Source organism: Bradyrhizobium sp. CCH5-F6 (assembly GCF_001556045.1).
In the GTDB taxonomy this organism is placed as follows: Bacteria; Pseudomonadota; Alphaproteobacteria; order Rhizobiales; family Xanthobacteraceae; genus Bradyrhizobium.
The window spans coordinates 22,827-43,259 of the sequence record NZ_LSIC01000153.1 but is presented as its reverse complement, the minus strand read 5'-3'; the positions used below and the strand labels follow the sequence as shown (position 1 = coordinate 43,259).

General features: G+C 64.4%; 10 protein-coding genes. 1 reads left to right on the top strand and 9 read right to left on the bottom strand.

All coding sequences use genetic code 11. From position 1 onward, the window contains the following. Window positions 1-34: 34 nt before the first annotated feature. From AX729_RS27110 to AX729_RS27090, 5 genes are all read right to left on the bottom strand, one after another. A complete protein-coding gene (locus AX729_RS27110; RefSeq protein ID WP_156457230.1) occupies window positions 35-1,489 on the bottom strand; it encodes a hypothetical protein in 1,455 nt (484 codons plus the stop codon). Between the two features lie 196 nt (window positions 1,490-1,685). Continuing rightward, window positions 1,686-4,790, bottom strand: coding sequence for an efflux RND transporter permease subunit (locus tag AX729_RS27105; protein WP_061027291.1), 3,105 nt, complete (start codon window positions 4,788-4,790; stop codon window positions 1,686-1,688). Next, window positions 4,790-7,939: an efflux RND transporter permease subunit gene (locus tag AX729_RS27100; RefSeq protein ID WP_061027290.1), complete on the bottom strand. Its 3,150-nt coding sequence runs from the start codon at window positions 7,937-7,939 to the stop codon at window positions 4,790-4,792. The genes AX729_RS27105 and AX729_RS27100 overlap by 1 nt, the downstream gene beginning before the upstream one ends. A gap of 35 nt (window positions 7,940-7,974) precedes the next feature. Continuing rightward, complete coding sequence (locus tag AX729_RS27095; RefSeq protein ID WP_061027289.1) at window positions 7,975-9,360, bottom strand: efflux RND transporter periplasmic adaptor subunit; 1,386 nt, start codon at window positions 9,358-9,360, stop codon at window positions 7,975-7,977. Further along, window positions 9,350-10,834 carry an efflux transporter outer membrane subunit gene (locus AX729_RS27090; protein WP_156457229.1) on the bottom strand — a complete coding sequence of 495 codons (1,485 nt, stop codon included), beginning with the start codon at window positions 10,832-10,834 and terminating at the stop codon, window positions 9,350-9,352. Before AX729_RS27090 ends, AX729_RS27095 begins: the two co-directional genes overlap by 11 nt. Before the next feature lie 725 nt (window positions 10,835-11,559). On the opposite strand from AX729_RS27090, the gene AX729_RS27085 reads away from it, so the two are divergent. Next, window positions 11,560-12,594 (top strand): cysteine synthase A, encoded by a 1,035-nt coding sequence (locus AX729_RS27085; protein WP_061027288.1) that lies wholly within the window; start codon window positions 11,560-11,562, stop codon window positions 12,592-12,594. A 58-nt stretch (window positions 12,595-12,652) separates the two neighbouring features. Here the strand turns inward: AX729_RS27085 and AX729_RS27080 are convergent, their stop codons facing one another. From AX729_RS27080 to AX729_RS27065, 4 genes are all read right to left on the bottom strand, one after another. Further along, window positions 12,653-14,893, bottom strand: a complete 2,241-nt coding sequence (locus AX729_RS27080) for an O-linked N-acetylglucosamine transferase, SPINDLY family protein (RefSeq protein ID WP_061027287.1) — start codon at window positions 14,891-14,893, stop codon at window positions 12,653-12,655. Between the two features lie 106 nt (window positions 14,894-14,999). Continuing rightward, window positions 15,000-17,237, bottom strand: coding sequence for an O-linked N-acetylglucosamine transferase, SPINDLY family protein (locus AX729_RS27075; RefSeq protein ID WP_061027286.1), 2,238 nt, complete (start codon window positions 17,235-17,237; stop codon window positions 15,000-15,002). Between the two features lie 118 nt (window positions 17,238-17,355). Then, window positions 17,356-19,590: a tetratricopeptide repeat protein gene (locus tag AX729_RS27070; protein ID WP_061027285.1), complete on the bottom strand. Its 2,235-nt coding sequence runs from the start codon at window positions 19,588-19,590 to the stop codon at window positions 17,356-17,358. Window positions 19,591-19,690: 100 nt separating this feature from the next. Then, a complete protein-coding gene (locus AX729_RS27065; protein ID WP_061027284.1) occupies window positions 19,691-20,428 on the bottom strand; it encodes an amino acid ABC transporter ATP-binding protein in 738 nt (245 codons plus the stop codon). Window positions 20,429-20,433 lie beyond the last annotated feature (5 nt).

The window sequence follows — 20,433 nt, the reverse complement described above, 5'->3', positions numbered from 1 at the left end:
GTACGCACCGGCCCGTGGACCTTGGTCCAGAGTTTTATACGCCGTTGCCGGCAGCATCTTTCCACAGCGCCGTGCCATTTGGCGCTACGCTGGCAACCCAGATCGGTTTTCCGAGGTTGGTGTCGTAGAACTGATCGCCGACTCTTAGCGCGTCGGTCGGACGAGCATTGCCCACACCAGTCGCGAACGTATTGCCTTGATCCAAACGAACGCGTCCATTGTACGACGTGATCGCCCCGGGGCTCGTGCTGTTGTCCAGAACGAGTTGCAGCATAGGCTGGCCGTCTGGTCCGACCCGAGTCGTAATATAGAAGTGGCCCCCAAAGGACACGATTTTCCCACCGTCGAGCGGAAACTGGAAGATCCGGTTAAACTGATCATAAATCACGGTGTATCGCATCGATTCAGCGGCGGCACATTGCACGATAGCCCCATCGGCATGCGCCCGCGCCAGACCTGGCGCAGGAATTGTGAGGCTATAGGGAGGGAATGAGCTACTCACCGAAATGATCTCGACGACTTCCTGGTTTGGGCCAGGGTCGATTGTGACCGAGGTGCCAGCCGGAATGTAGTCAACGGTGGGAATCGTCGTGGCGCCGCCAATTGCTTCACCTGCGAGCGAAGTGATGATGTTGGTCGGACCGAACTGAACTTGCGGGAATGAAGTGCCGGGACTTTCACGAATGATTCCGACATCGACCTCGCCCATCGTGTTCAAGGCGCCGACAACCCGTCCATAGTAGAAATAGTTTCCAAGTGCTGCAAAATCGTTGTTGGCAGCAAACGGGGCCGTCGGGAGGTTCGCGAGTTCACTTTTCGTATCGGTGCTGCCGTCGCTCACGGCCCAGGCCCGCTTGACCTTGGCAGTCAGGCCTTGCTGACCACCTTCGAAATAGATCGCGGGTTCGAGAAAGCAAAGACCACCGGCGAACTGGGACACTCGTGCGTCGCTCCATCCAAACACCTCGCCGTTGGGGCCGAAGATGGCAAGACTGTTGCCACGAACCGCCATCTTCACGCGGTAGACGGTGGCATCGTCGTTCTTCATGGGCACTGTCCAGTTGCCCGCGGTGACCGGCTGGAGCGGTGCGCCCGGCCCCACCGCATCCCCGAAGCTGACATAGAATCCGATTGGCCCAAAATTGAAATGCAGCATCTTGGTGAGCGTAAGCCCGGTTGCATTCGTATCCGGTGATATCGTCAGCGTCATGGCTGGCACCATCTGAGTGCCGCCGGACCACACAATGTCGCATCCAAGCTCGTTAACTGGATTTGGTTGGATTGAATAAAGATAGCCAACTTGTTGAGCTGGATCGATCGTTCCGCTGACGAGATAGCCGCCAGAAATCTTGGGAGCGGTTGCTCCGGTCGTTTTCCAGGTGGCACCCGCGATCGGCAGCTGTTCATCCATAACAACATTGTTTGGAAAGCGCGTGAAGTCATCGTACAGAGCGAGATACGTGTCGAAGCTGGTCGCAAGCAAAGTCATGGTTGTTGGCTCCTTTTTGCCCCGTTGTGCTTGCTCAGCCGCAATCGGCCCCGCCTGCGAGCGGAAGTCGGCACAACGGGGATCGATGGTGGAATGGTCTTATGGGTTAACGAGGCCAACATACGCGGTCAGGTTGACGGGCGCATGAAGATGCCTGTGAAAGCTTGCGGCGCAGCACGCGCGGCGCTTCAACAACCTATTCCGCCGGTGCCGCCAGCGGACGCGGCTCGGACCGTCGCCGCAGGCGGTCGATCAGGAGGTAGATCACCGGCGTCGTGTACAGCGTCAGGATCTGCGAGACGAACAGGCCGCCGATGATGGTGATGCCGAGCGGGCGGCGCAGCTCCGTGCCGGGGCCGGTCGCGATCACGAGCGGAATGCCGGCGAACAGCGCCGCCATGGTCGTCATCAGGATCGGACGGAAGCGCGCCTGGCACGCCTCGAAGATCGCTTCCGCCGAGGACAGGCCGCGCTGGCGTTCGGCGTCGAGCGCGAAATCGACCATCATGATGCCGTTCTTCTTGACGATGCCGATCAACAGGATGATTCCGACGAAGGCGATCACCGTCAGCGGCGTGTTGGTGAGCTGCAAGGCGAGCAGCGCGCCGAGCCCGGCCGAGGGCAGCGTCGAGATGATCGTGAGTGGATGGGCAAGGCTCTCGTAGAGCACCCCCAGCACGATATACATCGCGACCAGCGCGCCGAGAATGAGAAGCGGCTGGCGGCCGCTGGTCCTGGCGAAGTCGCCGGCGTTGCCATCGAAGCTGCCGCGGATGCCCTCAGGCATGTGCAGCTCCTCGACCGCGCGCTGGATGTTCTGCGTCGCGGCCTGCAGCGCCACGTCCGGCAACAGGTTGAACGACACGGTGGTCGAGGGGAACGACTGGGAGTGATAGACCGCCAGCGCTGCGAGCCCGCGCGTCGCGTGCACCACTGCCGACAGCGGCACCTGGGCGTCGCCCGCGCCGGCGACAAAGATGCGGTCAAGGTTGGAGGGATCGACCTGGAATTTCGGGTCGATCTGCAGAATTACCATGTACTGGTTGCGCTGGGTATAGATGATCGAGATCTGCCGCTGCGCGAATGCATTGTTGAGCGCGTTGTCGATGTCTTGAACCCTGACGCCGAGCGCGGAAGCTTTCTGGCGGTCAATGGAAAGCGTGAGCTGAAGCCCGCCGGGATCACGATCGCTGGAGATGTCGGTAATGCCCTCCACGCTCTCCATGCGCTTGGCCACGATCGGAGCCCACTTCTGCAACAGGCCGAGATCGGTGCTGGTCAGCGTGTACTGGTAGTCGGAATCGCTCTGCCGTCCCCCGGCTCGCACGTCCTGTGCGGCGAACATGAACAGGCGGATGCCGGGGACGGGATACAACGCGCGCCGGAGGCGGTCGATGACGACCTGCGTCGAGACGTGGTCGCGCTCCTCCGGCGGCTTCAGGCTGATGAACATGGTGCCGCGATTCGATGTCGCCGCCCCCGGCCCGCCTCCGCCGCCGACGGTCGATCCGATACCGGCAACGGCGGGATCCTGCATCACGATGTCCGCGAGCCGCTGCTGGAGGCTGAGCATCGACTGGAACGAGATGTCGGCCGAGGCGCGCGTCGCACCGATGACGAAGCCGGAATCGTCGGTCGGGAAATAGCCTTTGGGAACCTTGATGTAGAGCGTCACCGTGAGCGCGATGGTGGCGAAGAACACCAGCAGCGTCAGTAGCGGGAATTCCAGCACGGTACGCAAAGTACGGGCGTAGAAGGCGACGAGGCGCGTCAACGAGCCTTCGATGATGCGGTCGAACAGGGTCGCGGTGCCCGACGTGGTCTGCCGGATGTAGTGAGCGCAGATCATCGGCGTCACCGTCAGCGACACCAACGTCGAGACCAAAATGGCGAAGGTCAGCGTCAGCGAGAATTCGCGCAGCAGACGACCGACGATGCCGTCCATGAAGATCAGCGGCGTGAAGGCGGCGATCAGCGACAGGCTGATCGAGACCACCGTGAAGCCGATCTGCTTCGCGCCTTCCTGCGCCGCCCGGAACGGCCGCATCCCATGCTCGAGATTGCGATACATGTTCTCGATCATGACGATGGCATCGTCGACAACGAAGCCGACGGAGATCGCCAGCGCCATCAGCGACAGATTGTCGATCGAGAAGCCCGCGACCCACATGCCGGCGCAGGTGCCGGCCAGCGCCAGCGGCACCGAGATGCCCGCCGCGATGGTCGGCGTCAGGCGCCGCAGGAACACGAACACCACGGCCATCACCAGGAACGCGGTCGCCAGCAGCGTCCATTGCATGTCCAGCACGCTGGCGCGGATCGTGCCGGTGCGGTCGACCAAAGTGGAGATCTCGACGCCGGCCGGGATCCACTGCTTCAGCGCGGGGATCAGCGCCTTGACCCTGTCGACGGTGTCGATGACGTTGGCATCACCCTGCTTGGTGATCTGGATCAGCACCGCTGGCTGCTTGTTGAACCAGGCGATCGAGCGCGTGTTGCGGACGGAATCCTCGATGTCGGCGACGTCGGAGAGCCGCAGGAAATTCCCGTTGGAGCTCTTGATGACGATGTCGCGAAACTCTTTCGCGGTGCGCATCTGCCGGTTGAGCGCCAGCGTCTCGCTCTGACGCTCGCCTTCGAAAATGCCGACGGGACCGAGCGGGTTGGCGTTGATGATGGCGGTCCGAACGTCGTCGGTGGCGATACCGGCATTCGACAGCGCGACGGGGTTGAGCTGCACCCGCACGGCCGGCTGGTCGGCGCCGGACACGGTGACGTCACCAACGCCCGGCACCTGCGAGATGCGCTGCGCCAGCACGGTATCGGCGACGTCGTAGATCGCGCTTGCCGACAGCGTCTTCGAGGTCAGCGCCAGCACGAAAATCGGCGCGCCGGCCGTATTGGCTTTGCGGAAGCGCGGCAGCGTCGGCAGGTCGCTCGGCAGGTCGACCATCGCGGCGTTGATCGCCGCCTGCACGTCGCGCGCGGCCTTGTCGATGTTGCGTCCGATGTCGAACTGGAGCTGGATGTTGGTCGTGCCGAGGGTCGAGGTCGAGGTGATCTGGTTGATGCCGGCGATCTCACCCAACCGCCGCTCCAGTGGCGAGGCCACCGTGGCCGCCATCACGGACGGATCGGCGCCGGGCCGGCTGGCCGAGACGAAGATGGCGGGGAAATCGACGTTCGGGACCGAGGCGACGGGAAGGAAATGGTAGGCGACGACACCCAGCAGGAACAACCCGATCGACAGCAGCGTGGTCGCGACCGGCCGGCGGATGAAGGGCTCCGAGATCGATGGCATCACTGCATGCCCTCGGTCGCCCCGGCGACCGGCGGCCCGCCGGATTCGGCCGGCGGCAGCGCCTGCTCGAAGCGGCGGTTGATGCGGTCGAGCGCGAGATAGATCACGGGCGTGGTGTAGAGCGTCAAGAGCTGGCTCAGCAGCAGGCCGCCGATGATGGAGATGCCGAGCGGAAAACGCAGCTCGGCGCCGGTGCCGCTCTCGATCGCAAGCGGCAGCGCGCCGAACAGCGCCGCCAGCGTCGTCATCATGATTGGCCGGAAGCGCAAAAGGCACGCCTGCACGATCGCCTCGTTCGGCGACATGCCCCGTCCGCGCTCGGCCTCCAGCGCGAAGTCGATCATCATGATCGCGTTCTTCTTGACGATGCCCATCAGCAGGATGATGCCGATCAGGCCGATCACCGAGAGATCCTGACCGCACAGCATCAGCGCCAGGATCGCACCGACACCGGCTGAAGGCAGCGTCGAGAGGATCGTGATCGGATGGATGTAGCTCTCGTAGAGCACGCCCAGCACGATGTAGATCGTGATGACGGCGGCGAGCAGCAGCCAGGGCTGGCCGGCGAGCGCCTTGGCGAATTCCGCGGCATCACCGGCGTAGACGCCGACGATGCTGTTGGGCATGCCGATGCGGGTCTCGATGGTCTTGACCGCCTCGACGGCATCGCCGAGCGCCGCGCCCGGCGCGAGGTTGAAGCTGAGCGAGACGGACGGGAACTGCGCCTGGTGCGAGATCGCGAGCGGCGCCGTGGTCCGCTTCAGCGTCGCCACGGCCGACAGCGGCACCTGGGCGTTGGGCGCGCCGACGGTGGTGCTGGCGGCGCCGGGCAGATAGAGCTTTGACAGGATCGAGGGATCGCGCTGGTACATCGGCAGCGCCTCCAGCACCACGCGGTACTGGTTGGCCTGGCCGTAAATGGTCGAGATCTGACGCTGGGCGAAGGCGTCGTTCAGCGTGTCGGTGATGGCCTGGAGGCTGACGCCGAGCTGGCCGGCGCGGGTGCGGTCGACGTCGAGCTGCGCGCGCAGGCCCCCCTCCTGCGCCTCGGAGGAGACGTCCCGGAACAAGGGATCGCGCCGCATCTCCGCGACCAGCTTGCGCGCCCATTCCGAGACCAGCGTCGCATCGGTGCCGGTCAGCGTGTACTGGTATTGCGAGCGGCTCGACTGGGTCGAGATCTGCACGTCCTGCACCGGCTGGAAATAGACGGTCATGCCGGGGATGCCAGATACCCGCTCCTTCAGCCGGGCCACGACGCCTGTGATATCGTCACGTCGCTCGCCGCGCGGCTTCAGGCTCATGACGAGCCGGCCGACATTGGTGGTCGGGTTGACCGAGCCCGCACCGATCACCGAGACCACGCCGACCACATCGGGGTCGGCGCTGATGGCGTCGGCCGCCTCGGCCTGCCGTCTCTTCATTTCCGTAAACGACACGTCGGGCCCGGCCTCCGTCACCGCCGTGATCGAGGCGGTGTCCTGCAGCGGCAGGAAGCCCTTCGGTGCGACGACATAGAGGACCAGGGTTGCAACCAGCGTGGCGAAGGTCACGACCAGGGTGGCGCGCTGGCGTTCCAGAACCCACAGCAGCGATTTGTGATAGGCCTCGACCGTGCGGTCGATGAAACGGCTGATCGCGGCCAGGCCCGGCACCGCCAGTTCCTCATGGGCGTGCTTGAGCAGGCGCGAGCACATCATCGGCGTCAGCGTCAGCGAGACCACCGCCGACGTCACGACCGCGATCGTCAAGGTCAGCGCGAATTCGCGGAACATGCGCCCGACGAGGCCCGACATGAACAACAGCGGAATGAAGACGGCGATCAGCGACACCGTCAGCGAGATCACGGTGAAGCCGATCTCGCTGGCGCCCTTCAGCGAGGCCTCCATCGCGCTGTCGCCGTTCTCCATGTGGCGAACGATGTTTTCGATCATCACGATGGCGTCGTCGACGACGAAGCCGGTGCCGATCGTGAGCGCCATCAGCGAGAGATTGTCGAGGCTGAACCCGGCGAAATACATGATGCCGAAGCTGGTGATCAGCGAGAGTGGCAGCGCAACGCCGGCAATCAGCGTGGCGCGCAGCGAGCGCAGGAACAGCAGCACCACCAGCGTCACCAGCACGACGGCAAGCACCAGCGTGAACTGCACGTCGCGCACCGAGGCGCGGATGGTGACGGTGCGGTCGGAAACGATGGTGAGGTTTACGCCGGCCGGGATCGCGCGCTGCACCTTGGGGATTTCCGCGCGGATCTGGCTGACGACGTCGATGACGTTGGCGCCGGGCTGGCGCTGGATGTCGATGATGACGGCCGGCGTGCCCTGGTACCAGCCGCCGGTGCGGTCGTTCTCGAGGCCGTCGACGATCTGGGCGACGTCGCCGATGGTGACGGGCGATCCGTTGCGATAGGCGATGATGACCGGCTTGTAAGCGTCGGCGGCCGCGATCTGGTCGTTGGCCGCGATGATGTAGGATTGCTGCGCGCCGTCGAGCGAGCCCTTCGGCCCCGAGACATTGGCATTGGCGATCGCTGTCCGCAGATCCTCCATGGCGATGCCGTAGGCCGCAAGGCGCGCGAGATCGGCCTGGATGCGCACGGCGGGCTTCAGTCCGCCTAGCACCGAGACGCGTCCGACGCCGGAAATCTGGCTCAAACGTTGCGCCAGAATGGTGTCGGCGATGTCGCTCATGACGCGCAACGAGATCGTGTCGGAGCGCAGCGCCAGCGTCATCACCGGCGCATCCGCCGGGTTCACCTTGGCGTAGATCGGAGGGTAAGGCAGCGTCTTGGGCAACACGCCGGCCGCGGCATTGATCGCGGCCTGCACGTCCTGGGTCGCGCCGTCGATGTCGCGGTTGAGATCGAACTGGAGCGAGATCTGGCTGACGCCGAACGAGCTGGTCGAGTTCATCGCCGACAGCGACGGGATCTGCCCCAGCTGCCGCTCCAGCGGCGCGGTGATCAGCGAGGCGATGACGTCGGGGCTGGCGCCCGGAAGCTGCGTCGTGACCTGCACGGTCGGGAAATCGACCTGCGGCAGCGCCGAGACCGGCAGCGCGAAATAGCCGAGCAGGCCGCCGATCAGCAGCGCGACGCCGAGCAGCGAGGTCGCGATGGGCCGGCGGATGAACGGTTCGGAGACACCCATGGATTTGCCTACCGCTCAGGCGGCTGTTGTCGGGATCATGGCTGCTTGGCTCCCGGTGCCCCCGGCCCCGGCGCCGGCCCGGTCTGTCCCTTCTGGTCGCCCTCGCCGCTCTTCCGCTTGGCGCGGAACTCGCCGTCCTTGCCCTGTCCGTCCTTTTGGCCCTCTTTGGCGCCATCCTTCTTCTGAGTATCCGGCGCGCGCGAGCGTTTGCGCGGGGCGAGATCGGCTGACGGAGTCTGGTCGTCGCGGCCGACGATCACCTTGGAGCCGTCTGACAGGTTGGCAAAGCCCGTGGTGACGACCTTGTCGCTCGCCGACAGGCCGCTGGCGATCACCGCGTCATGCTCGTTCTGCTGGGTCACCGTCACGGGCTTGGCCGAGACGACGTTGTCCTCGCCGATGACGTAGCTGAAGGTCCCGAGCGGACCGCGCTGCACCGCCGAGGTCGGCACCACCAGCGCTTGCGTCAAGGTCTCGACCTTGAGGCGGACGTTGACGAACTGGCCCGGCCAGAGCTGATAATTGGCGTTCGGGAATTCCGCCTTGAGCTTGAGGGTGCCGGTGGTCTGGTCGACCTGGTTGTCGATGCCGGTGAGCTTGCCGGTGTCGATCACGGTGATGCCGTCATTGCCGAACACGTCGACCGCAAGCGGCCCCTTCGCGGCCGCCGCGTTGACGCGCATGATCTGCTGCTGCGGCAGGCTGAACCACACCGCTATCGGCTGCAATTGCGTGATCACCACGAGACCCGTGGTGTCTGATGCGTGGATGATGTTGCCCTGGTCGACCTGGCGCAGGCCGGCGCGGCCCGAGATCGGCGCCACGATCTTGGTGTAGCTCAGCGTCGCTGCCGCGTTGTCGATCGCGGCCTGGTCGGCTTTCACCAGCGCCTCGGTCTGCGCCACCAGCGCGCGCTGGGTGTCGGCCTGCTGCTTGGAGCCGGCGTTGGATGCGGCGAGCTGCTCGTAGCGGGCGAGGTCGATGCGCTGGTTGGCGAGCTGGGCCTGGTCCTGCGCCTTCTTGGCCACAGCCTGGTCGTACTGCGCCTGATAGATCGCCGGATCGATCTCGCCGAGCACATCGCCCTTCTTGACGTCCTGGCCTTCGGTGAAATTGACGGAGATCAGCTTGCCGTCGACCTGCGAGCGCACGGTCACGGTGTTGAGCGCGCGGATAGCCCCGACGCCGTCGAGATAGACCGGCACGTCCTGGATGCGCGGCATAGCCGCCAGGACCGGCACCGGCAGGTCCGGCCGCTGGTTGCGGTTGTTGGCCTGTTGCTGATGGGTGGCAGTCCAGCCGAGATAACCGAGCCCGCCGAGGATAGCGAGCGTGACCAAGGTCATGACGAAGCCGCGGCCGCGCGACTTTTTCGCCATCCCCTCCTCTACGCCCTGCTTCGTATCCGGCTTAAAGAGCATTGACCGGTTTCTCCATCCTCGGCTCCCAGCCGCCGCCGAGCGCCTGGTACAGGCTGACGATGGCGAGAAGCCGCGCGAGTTGGGCCTGCCACAGCACGTCTTCCGCCTGGAACAGGGTCAGTTGGGTGTTGAGCACGGTCACGATGTCGGCGGTACCGGCCCGCAATTGCTGCTCCGACAGATCGAAGGCGCGGCGCGAGGCGGCAACGACGTCGCGCTGCAATTGCAGCCGGATCGTGGTCTGCTTGATCGAGAACAGCGCATTGTCCACGTCGGCAAAGGCCTGGACGATGGTCTTGCGGTAGGTCTGCAGCAACTCGTCCTGCCGCGCCTTGGCAAACTCGAAATTGCCGAGAATCCTGCCGCCGTCGAAGATCGGCTGCGTGGCGCTGCCGACGAGCTGGAAGAAGGCCGCGTGTGGCTGGAACAGCGAGACCAGCGCCGAACTCTGATAGCCGCCATTGCCGGTGAGCTGGATGGTCGGAAAGAACTGCGCGCGGGCGTTGCCGATGTTTGCGGTGGCGGAGGCGAGCTGCGCCTCCTGCCGGCGGATGTCGGGCCGCTGCGTCAGCAGCTCCGACGGCAGGCCGGGCGTCACGCGCGGGATCGCGATCCGGTCCAGCGAGCCGCCGAGCACCCGCACGCTCTCAGGCGGCCGCGATACCAGCACGGCGAGCGCATTGACGTTCTGGTCCAGCGTCTGGCGCAGCGGCGGCACCAAGGCCCTCTGGTTCGCAAGTACGCTCTCCTGCTGGGCGACATCGAGATCGGTGCCGGTGCCGGCCCTGCGGCGCTCCCTGACCGCATCGAGAATGCGCTGCGCGCTCGCGATGTTGCGTTGGGAGGTCCTGATGCGGTCCTGCGAGGCCAGTACCTGGAAATAGGCGTTGGCGACGGCCGCGAGCGTCGTCAGCGCGACCGTGTCGCGATCGAAACGATTGGCGTTCGCCGTCTCCTCCGCCGTCTGCAGCGCATCACGGTTCTGGCCCCAGAAGTCGAGCTGATAGCTCGCACTCAGTGAGGCCGAATAGTTGACGACCTCGCGCCCGCCGATGGACAGGCCCGAGGCGCTCGAGCCGGAGGTGCGCGAATAGGTTTCCGATCCCGCAGTCGACACGCTCGGCAGCAGCGCCGCGCCCGCCTGGCGCGCCTGGGCATCCGCCTGGACGATGCGCGCGACCGCGGCGGCGATGTCGAGGTTGACGGTCTGCGCCTCCTCCATCAGCTGCGTCAGCTCCGCGGAGCGGAAGCCGCGCCACCAATCCAGCGACGGCGGCGCATCGCCCTTGCCCGCATATTTGTACTGCGTGGGAACGTCGAGCGCGGGATCGGGAAGATCCTGGGTCAGCACGCACGCACCCGAACCGGCGGCGAGGCACAGCACCGCAATCCATCGCGTCGCACGCAACGCCCGGGATGCAGAACCGACAGACCGCCGCGCGGCGATCGAAGGAACTTCCTGTGTCACATCCAGCCCCCGCCGGGCAGATCCAGCCGCCGCACAGCCGGATTAACCGATTCGCGGCGGGACGTTCGGGAGGCTTTGGACGACGCGTTCACGGCGGTGGTGCTTTCTGCGGAACCTAAGACTCATACTAGACCGGCGCGGAACGGTGGGACAGTGCCGCAGTTGCGAGATACCTTTGCCGGCGCACCGGCAGCGAACTGGGAGGAATCCAAGATGTGCCTGTCTCGCAGGGATTTCTTTCATCTCGAAACATCTCGAAACGCGATCAAGCTTACCAAGATTTCATGTGATATTGCTGCCACACCGGCTGCTGAGCCCTTCAATCCGAGCGCACCCTGCGGCTTCGGCGCAGTCGCACCCTCTGGCACCTCACAACGCCGTCATTTGCCGAAAATGAGGTCGGCCCATTCTGTCGATACGTCGTCGGCCCTCTGCACGCTGTCCACGCTCCTCGATCCCGCCTCGTCTGGCCCGTGGCAAAAATCGATCGCAAGACCGCTGATCACGAACGTTATCGTTTCGTGTCCTGGCGAAGTTCGAACGTTTCCTCCTACCGATACCCCGCCTCGCGGCCGGGCGCGTCATCGCGGGTCTCGCGTGCCCAGCATATCACTGTTTGGGCAGGCGTTTCGGTCCGGCTCGCCGCAGCGCAAAAGCCTTCCCCTTTGGCTTCCCAGGCACTAGGTTCTGGCCAACCCCGATCAAACCCTTTTGCAGTGATTTCCCCCGACATGACCATTCGAATCGACGTTGTCGAAGCCATCGGCAAAACCCCGCTGATCAAGCTGAAGCGCGCCTCGGAGCTGACCGGATGCACCATTCTCGGCAAGGCCGAGTTCATGAATCCGGGCCAGTCGGTCAAGGACCGCGCCGGCAAATGGATGATCCTGGAGGCGGAGAAGCGCGGCGAGCTCAAGCCCGGCGGTCTTGTGGTGGAGGCGACCGCCGGCAATACCGGCATCGGGCTTGCGGTCGTGGCGAGCGCGCGCGGCTACCGTACCCTGATCGTGATCCCGGAAACGCAGAGCCAGGAAAAGAAGGACTTCCTGAAGCTGTGCGGCGCCGAGCTGATCGAGGTGCCGGCCCTGCCCTATGCCAATCCCAACAACTACCAGCATGTCGGCCGCCGGCTCGCAGATGAGCTGCGCAAGACCGAGCCCAATGGCGTGCTGTTCGCCGATCAGTGGAACAACCTCGACAACGCCAAGGCGCACTACGAGTCCACAGGGCCCGAGATCTGGGAGCAGACCGGCGGCAAGGTCGACGGCTTCGTCTGCTCGGTCGGCAGCGGCGGCACGCTGGCCGGCGTCAGCCGCTATCTGAAGGAGAAGAACAACAACGTTCGCATCGCCTGCTCCGATCCGCATGGCGCCGGCATGTACGAATATTTCAGGACCGGTGAGGCCAAGGCGACGCCGGGCGGCTCGATCACCGAGGGCATCGGCCTCAACCGGGCGACCGCGATCGTCGAGACAGCCAAGGTCGACGACGCATTTCTCATTCCCGACGCCGAAGCCGTCAGCGCGATCTACGAGCTGCTCCAGCACGAGGGCCTGTGCCTCGGCGGCTCGACCGGCGTCAATGTCGTCGGCGCCATGCGTCTTGCCAAGCAACTCGGGCCCGGAAAGACGATCGTCACCGTGCTCTGCGATTCCGGCAGCCGCTATCAGTCGAAGCTGTTCAACGCTGACTTCATGCGCGCCAAGAACCTGCCGGTGCCGGAGTGGCTGGAGAAGCGCAGCAACATCAAACCGCCCTTCGTGTGATCGGCGCAGGAAGGCTCACGTCGGGGACGCATGCCCCAAGCGCCCCTGCTCGGTCCACTTACGCCACATCGCCGCGTTCCGCGGCCGAGGCACAATAGTCGCGCCAGAACTGCCGGTACCCGTCCTCGACCCTGCGCGTGTAGATTTCGACATTGCCAGCGGCCGAAGCTGCGATTCGGGCGGGCAACTCCGCGCGCAGCTTCGCCAGATGAGCCGGCTGCGCCGCATATTTGCACGCGATCGCGGCATAGCCCTCGTCGTCCTCGGCGACCCAGTCATCGAGACCGACCGCCGTCACGATGGAGCCGCCTGCGCGCGCGGATGCGCCATGGCCGAGCTTGGCGACGACGGGAACGCCCGCATAGAGGGATTCCCAGGTGCTGACGCCGCCGTTCTGCGGGAATGGATCGAGCGAAATATCGACGTTCGCGAAGGCCCGCAGATGCTCCGCGCGCTCGGACATGCCCAGGCAAGTGATGTTTTCCTCCGCAATCCCCTGCGCTACAAATCGGGCGAGGAGGCCGTCGCGCACCAGGGGATCGTCAAGCAGGGTATGCTTGATGATGATCTTCGATCCGGTCACCTCACGCATCACTTTCGACCAGACGCGGATGGCCTCGTCCGAGATCTTGTTGACGCGGTTGAACACGCCGAACGTCACATGGCCGTTGCGGAGCATGGGAAGCTCCGAAGGCGGCACATCCAGGATGGGATCGATCGTGATCAGGCACGGCAGGTCAAAGACCTTTTCGGCCAGCAGATGCCGCGCCGATTCCGGAATGAAGACCGGATCCGCGAGCACGTAGTCCATGGTTCGAAGGCCGGTACCCGTGGCGTGCCCGAAACCCGTGACCTGGATCGGAGCGGGCTTGCGGGCGAAGACCTGGAGCCTGTTCCCCGACGAATGCCCTGATACGTCGATCAGGATATCGACCTTGTCGGCCTGGATACGGTCGGCCAATTGGTCATCGAACATCTGCCAGGCGTCGACCCAGACGTCTGCCGCCGACCGGAATTCGGCTGTCACCGCATCTCGGGTCGGCGAACACGCATAACAGACGACCTCGAAGCTGGCGTGATCGTGATGGCGCAGCACGGGCAGCAGGCCGAACGCTGCCGAGTGATACCGGAATTCGGCAGAGACATAGCCGATCACGATCCGCTTGTCGGGATCGAGCTGCCGGGGCGCAAGCTTCCTTTGCGGCACTCGGGCACCGATCGCTTCACCCCAAGCACGCCGGGTTGCCTGCTGGACCGTGAAATCGGCGTCCGGGAGAAAGTCCAGAAAGTAGATCTTCCGCGCGATCAGATCCGGATCCGGCGAGATCGCCAGCGCCGCGTCGAGATGTTCGATTGCGGACGCTATCTCTCCCTGATTTGCAAAACAGGAGCTCAGCAGCGCCATCGCGATCGTGGAGCGTGGATTTTGCTCGAGCATGGTCGTGCAGGCCAGGATCGCCTGTGTGGTATTCCCAAGGCTGAGCGAAACCTCGGCCTTTCCCCGCAAGGCCGGTTCCAGCCGGGGCGAAAGTGCAAGGGCCGCATCGAAGTCCGCGGCCGCCTGTTCCAGCCGCGCCAATTCCGCGTTGAGGCGTCCACGTTGCGTCAGAATTTTCGCGGAATCGGGCTTGATCGCGATCGCCGCTGCGAGTGCGGCCTCCGCTAGATCGTACTGCTTGAGCTCGATATTGAGCACGCCCTTGCCGACGAGCGCTTCGACGTGGCGCGGCTGAAACAACAGCGCGCGATCGAAGCTCTCCCTGGCGCGGTCAAACCGGTACAGTGCCAGCTCCGCCACGCCACGATTGCAGAGCGCATCGGCATAGTCGGGCTTCAGTTTGATCGCGCGATCGTACATTTCGATGGCCTGTTCGGGCAGGTTCATCTGGAGCAAGATGTTGCCGAGGCCGGCCAGGGCCGGCGTAAAATTCGGCTTCAGCGCGATCGCCTTCTCCTGACCGGCGCGGGCTGCCTCTGACTTCTGGAGGGCGAAGTAAACGGACGCGAGATTGCTGTGAGCCTCGTGCGAACGCGGATCGATCGCGATCGCGCGCTCGAACAGCTGTTGCGCCTCTTCAAGTCGCCCGCCCCGTTGCGCGCACAGGCCGAGCAAGTGCGTGGCATCGAAATGATCGGGAACAGCTTGCAGGATCTGACGGCAGAGCGCATCGGTCTCCGCATATCGGCCCTGGCCATAGGCGCTTGCCGCGGCGGAGATGACCGCGTCCGCCTGCTTCTTCAATTTCTTCTGCAATCGCGCATTCTGGAATGCGCGCGCGCCGACGCCGCTGCTCTGCAAAGGATTTTCTCCGGAGAATCGCCTGGACGAAGTCTAGCTGATTCGCAGGCTGGACCGGCCTGTCACTGGACCGGCATCGCCCCCGGGACTTTCCGGTCCTCGGCGCCTACGCCGCGTCGCCGCGTTCCGCGGCACAATAGTCGCGCCAGAACTGACGATACCCCGCCTCGACCCTGCGCGTGTAAATCCCGACATTGCCCGCAGGCGAGGCTGCGATCCGAGCCGGCAGTTCCGCGCGCAGCTTCGCCAAATGGTCGGGCTGCGCCGCATATTTGCACGCGATCGCGACATAGCCCTCGTCATCCTCGGCGACCCAGTCCTCGAGGCCGACCGCAGCCACGATGGATCCGCCGGCGCGCGACGAGGCGCCGTTCCCGAGCTTGGCGACGACGGGAACGCCGGCATAGAGCGATTCCCAGGTGCTGACGCCGCCATTCTGCGGAAACGTGTCGAGCGAGATGTCGACCTTCGCAAATGCGAGCAGATGCTCGTGGCGCGAGGTCGAGCCCATGCAGGTGATATTCTCTGCGGCGATACCGTGCGCCACGAAGCGCGCGACCAGGCTGTCGCGCAGCAACGGATCGTCGAGCAGTCCGTGCTTGATGATGATCTTCGATCCGGTCGCCTCACGCATCACGGTCGACCACACCCGGATGGCCTCGTCCGAGATCTTGTAGATGCGGTTGAACACGCCGAAGGTCACATGGCCGTTGCGGAGCATGGGCAGATCCGACGGCGGCACGTCCAGGATGGGATCGATCGTGATCAGAGATGGCAGATCATGGACTTTCTCAGCGAGCAAATGTCGCGCCGATTGCGGAATGAAGGTCGGGTCCGCCAGCACATAGTCCATGGTCTGAAGGCCGGTGCCTGTGGCGTGTCCGAAGCCCGTGACCTGGATTGGCGCGGGCTTGCGAGCGAAAACATGAAGCCTGTTGCCGGTCGTATGGCCGGATACATCGATCAGGATATCGACCTTGTCGGCCTGGATGCGGTCGGCCAGCTCGTCGTCCGAAAGCTGCCCGGCATCGACCCAGACGTCCGCCAAGGGCTTGAACTTCAAGGTCATCTCATCCGGCAACGGCCAGCAGGAATAGCAGATGATCTCGAACCTGGCGTGATCATGATGGCGCAGCACCGGCAACAGAGTGAGCGCGGCCGAGTGGTTTCTGAATTCGGAGGCGACATATCCGATCACGATCCGCCTGTCCGGATCGAGATCCCGCGGCGCCAACGTCCTTCGCGGCAATTTGGCGCCGACCGCATCCCACCACGACTTTCGCGCCGCTTGCTGGACTTCGAAACCGGCTTCGGACAGATAGTCCAGCAGGAAGATCTTGCGCTCGATGGCGTCCGCGTAATCCGGCCTGAGCTCCAACGCCGTGTCGAGATGCTCGAGTGCAGTCGTGATGTCGCCCTGGCTCGCATAGCACGAGGCCAGCAGGGCCATGCCGATTTCGGAACGCGGATTCTCCTCCAGCAATGTCTTCACAGCCGCAATCGCCTGCGCCGTGTTTCCCAGGAGGATATTCGCTTGCGCCTTCCCGCGCAGCGCCAGCTCGAGCGTAGGCGATTGGACCAGCGCTGCATCGAAATCCGCGGCGGCCTGCGGCAGCCGCGACAGATCGAAATTGAGCCGTCCGCGCTGCGCCAGCAGCCTCGGCTCATTGGGCTTGATCGCCAGCCCCGCCGCGAGCGCGGCTTCGGCCTCGTCAAAATGCCGGAGCTCGACGCTCACCATGCCCTTGCCGGCGAGCGCTTCTGCGTGACGCGGCTGAAACAACAGCGCGCGATCGAAGCTCTCCCTGGCGCGCTCGAACTGGCCCATCATCAGTTCGGCCATGCCGCGATTGCAGTACGCATCGGCATAGTCCGGCTTGAGCTTGATGGCGCGATCGTGCAGCTCGATGGCCTGCTCGGCGAGCTTCATGTGCAGCAAGGTATTGCCGAGATTGGTCAGCGCGAGCGGGAAATTCGGCTTCAGCGCGATGGCCCTCTCCTGGCACCTGCGCGCATCCTCGAATTTCTTCAGGTCGAAGTACACGGTCGCGAGGTTGCTGTGGGCTTCGTGCGAACGCGGATCGAGCGCAATCGCGCGCTCGAGCAGCTGTTGCGCTTCCGCCAGGCGTCGGCCGTCATGCGCGCACAGGCCGAGCAAATGCGTGGCATCGAAATGGTCGGGAAGCGCCTTCAGGATCTCGCGGCAAAGCGCCTCGGTCTCCGCATGTCTGCCCTGGCCATAGGCGGCGGCCGCGGCGGAGATGATGGCGTCCGCCTGCTTCATCAGTTTCTTCTGCAATCGCGCGTTCTGGAACGCGCGCGCGCCGGCGCCGCTGCTCTGCAAGGTTGCTCTCCGAAGGATGGCCGCGCGGAGAGTCTAGCTGATTCGTCGCCAGGGCCGCTCCAGCGGCAAGGCCCCCGGGATTTCCCGGTGCTCAGGGCAAGATCTGGCCCCGGCTGCGCTACGTCCCTGCCTTCCGGGCCGCGGCACAATAGTCGCGCCAGAACTGGCGATAGCCCGCCTCGACCTTGCGCGTGTAGATCTCGACATTGCCGGCAGGCGAGGCTGCGATCCGGGCCGGCATTTCTGCACGCAGCTTGGCCAGATAAGCCGGTTGTGCTGCATATCTGCATGCGAGTGCGGCGTAGCCTTCATCGTCCTCGGCGACCCAGTCGCCAAGACCGACGGCCGCGACGATCGACCCGCCAGCGCGCGACGAGGCGCCGTTGCCGAGCTTGGCGACGACGGGAACGCCGGCATAGAGCGATTCCCAGGTGCTGATGCCGCCGTTCTGCGGGAAGGTATCCAGCGAAATGTCGACCTTCGCAAAGGCCCGCAAATGCTCCTGGCGCGGGGTCGAGCCCATGCAGACGACGTTGTCTTCGGCGATCCCCTGCTCCACGAACCGCGCAATCAGGCGATCGCGCAGCATGGGATCGTCCAGCAGTCCGTTCTTGATGATGATCTTCGATCCTGTCACCGCCCGCATCACCTTCGACCACACCCGGATCGCCTCGTCCGAGATCTTGAAGATGCGGTTGAACACGCCGAAGGTCACATAGCCGTTGCGGAGCATGGGAAGCTCCGACGGGGGCACATCCAGGATGGGATCGATCGTGATCAGGCACGGCAGATCATGGACTTTCTCGGCCAGCAGATGACGCGCCGATTGCGGAATGAAGATGGGATCCGCCAGCACGTAGTCCATGGTCCGAAGGCCGGTGCCCGTGGCATGCCCGAAGCCCGTGACCTGGATGGGCGCCGGCTTGCGGGCGAAGACATGGAGCCTGCTGCCGGTCGTATGCCCTGATACGTCGATCAGGATATCGATCCCATCGGCCTGGATACGATCAGCCAGCTCGTCGTCCGAAAGCTGCGCGGCATCGACCCAGACGTCCGCGAGAGGCTTGAAGTGTTCGGTCATCTCGTCCTGCAGAGGCCAGCAGGAATAGCAGACGATCTTGAACCCGGCGTGATCATGATGGCGCAGCACCGGCAACAGCGAATACGCGGCCGAGTGGCGCCTGAATTCGGACGCGACATAGCCGATCACGATCCGCCTGTCCGGATCGAGCTCGCGCGGTGCCAGCGTCCTGCGCGGAAGCTTGGCGCCGATCGCATCCCACCAGTATTTTCGTGCCGCCTGCTGCGCCACGAAATCGGCCTCCGGCAGATAATCCAGCACGAAAATCTTGTATCCAATCGCCTCCGGAAAATCCGGCGCGATCTCCAGCGCCGCGTCGAGATGCGCCAGCGCCGTCGCAATGTCTCCCTGGTTCACATGGCAAGCCGCCAGAAGTGCCAATCCCATCTCCGACCGCGGATTGACCTCGAGCAGCGCCCTGACGCCCGCCATCGCCCGCGCCGTGTTCCCCACGAGAACGTCGATCTGCGCCCTCCAGCACAGCGCAAGCTCGAGCCGTGGCGATTGCGCCAGCACCGCATCGAGGTCCGCGGCCGCCTGCTCCAGCCGGGACCGACTCAAATTGAGCCGGCCGCGCTGCAGTAGAATCCTGGGTGACCCTGGCTTGATGGCCAGCGCTGCATCGAAGGCCACCGCCGCCTCCTCGAAGTGCCGCAGCTCGAGGCTCACCAGACCCTTTCCGGCGATCCCTTCGGCGTGACATGGCTGCAACGACAGGGCGCGGTCGAAGCTCTCTCTGGCGCGCTCGAACTGTCTGGTCGTCAGTTCCGCCATGCCGCGGTTGCAAAATGCATCGGCATAGTCCGGCCGCAGCCTGATTGCGCGCTCATGCAGCCTGATCGCCTCTTCGCCGAGACCGATATGCAGCAGCGTATTGCCGAGATTGGTCAGCGTGATCGGACAATCCGGCTTCAGCGCGATGGCCTTCTCCTGGCATGCGCGGGCGTCCTCGAACTTCTCGAGCGCGAAATATACAGCCCCGAGATTGCCATGCGCATCCGGCGAACGCGGATCGAGCGTGGTCGCGCGCTCGAGCAGGAACTCCGCCTCATCGAGCCGCCCGCCATCGAACGCGCGCAGACCGAGCAGGTGCGTGGCGTGGAAATGGTCCGGGACCTCCTTCAAGATCTCGCGGCAGAGTGTCTCGGCCTCGGCAAGTCTGCCCTGCCCGAGGGCCTCGATCGCGAAGGCCATGACGGCGTCCGCCTGCTTCTTCAGCTTCTTTTCCAGTCGGGCGTTCTGGTATGCGCGCGCGCCGGCACTGCTCTGCAAGATCTCTCTCCGGAGGATGGTCCGGAAAGAGACGAGCCGATTCGGATGGTGCCAGGCTTGCGTGTCGGTCGGACCGGCGTGGCCACCGGATTGCAGGGGCTCAGCGCAGAATCTGGCTCAGGAACAGCTTCGTGCGGGCATGCCGGGGACTGGCGAAGAACTCGTTCGGGGTGTTGGCCTCGATGATCTGGCCCGCGTCCATGAACACGACGCGGTTGGCGACCTCGCGGGCAAAGCCCATTTCATGGGTCACGACCAGCATGGTCATGCCCTCCTCGGCGAGATCGACCATGGTGTCGAGCACCTCCTTGACCATCTCGGGGTCGAGCGCCGAGGTCGGTTCATCGAACAGCATCACCTTCGGGTTCATGGTCAGGGCGCGGGCGATCGCGACGCGTTGTTGCTGGCCGCCGGACATCTGCCCCGGAAACTTGTTGGCCTGGTGCGGGATCTTGACCCGCTCCAGGAACTTCATCGCGGTCGCCTCGGCATCCTTCTTGGGGATGTTGCGGACCCAGATCGGCGCCAGCGTGCAATTGTCGAGCACGGTCAGGTGCGGGAACAGATTGAAGCTCTGGAACACCATGCCGACCTCGCGGCGCACGGCATCGACGTGCTTGAGGTTGGGACCGAGCTCGATGCCGTCGACGACGATCTCGCCCTCCTGGAATTCCTCCAGCGCATTGATGCAGCGGATCAAGGTCGACTTGCCCGAGCCCGAGGGCCCGCAGATCACGATGCGCTCCCCCTTTTCGACCGCCAGGTCGATGTCCCGCAGGACGTGGAATTCGCCGTACCATTTGTTCAGGCCGGAAATCTTGACGATGGGATCGGACATGGTGG

What these genes read in the sequence shown, in the direction of transcription:
- AX729_RS27110 (WP_156457230.1), bottom strand. Translation starts at nt 1,489, where the DNA reads ATGACTTTGCTTGCGACCAGCTTCGACACGTATCTCGCTCTGTACGAT.
- AX729_RS27105 (WP_061027291.1), bottom strand. Translation starts at nt 4,790, where the DNA reads ATGCCATCGATCTCGGAGCCCTTCATCCGCCGGCCGGTCGCGACCACG.
- AX729_RS27100 (WP_061027290.1), bottom strand. Translation starts at nt 7,939, where the DNA reads ATGGGTGTCTCCGAACCGTTCATCCGCCGGCCCATCGCGACCTCGCTG.
- AX729_RS27095 (WP_061027289.1), bottom strand. Translation starts at nt 9,360, where the DNA reads ATGCTCTTTAAGCCGGATACGAAGCAGGGCGTAGAGGAGGGGATGGCG.
- AX729_RS27085 (WP_061027288.1), top strand. Translation starts at nt 11,560, where the DNA reads ATGACCATTCGAATCGACGTTGTCGAAGCCATCGGCAAAACCCCGCTG.
- AX729_RS27065 (WP_061027284.1), bottom strand. Translation starts at nt 20,428, where the DNA reads ATGTCCGATCCCATCGTCAAGATTTCCGGCCTGAACAAATGGTACGGC.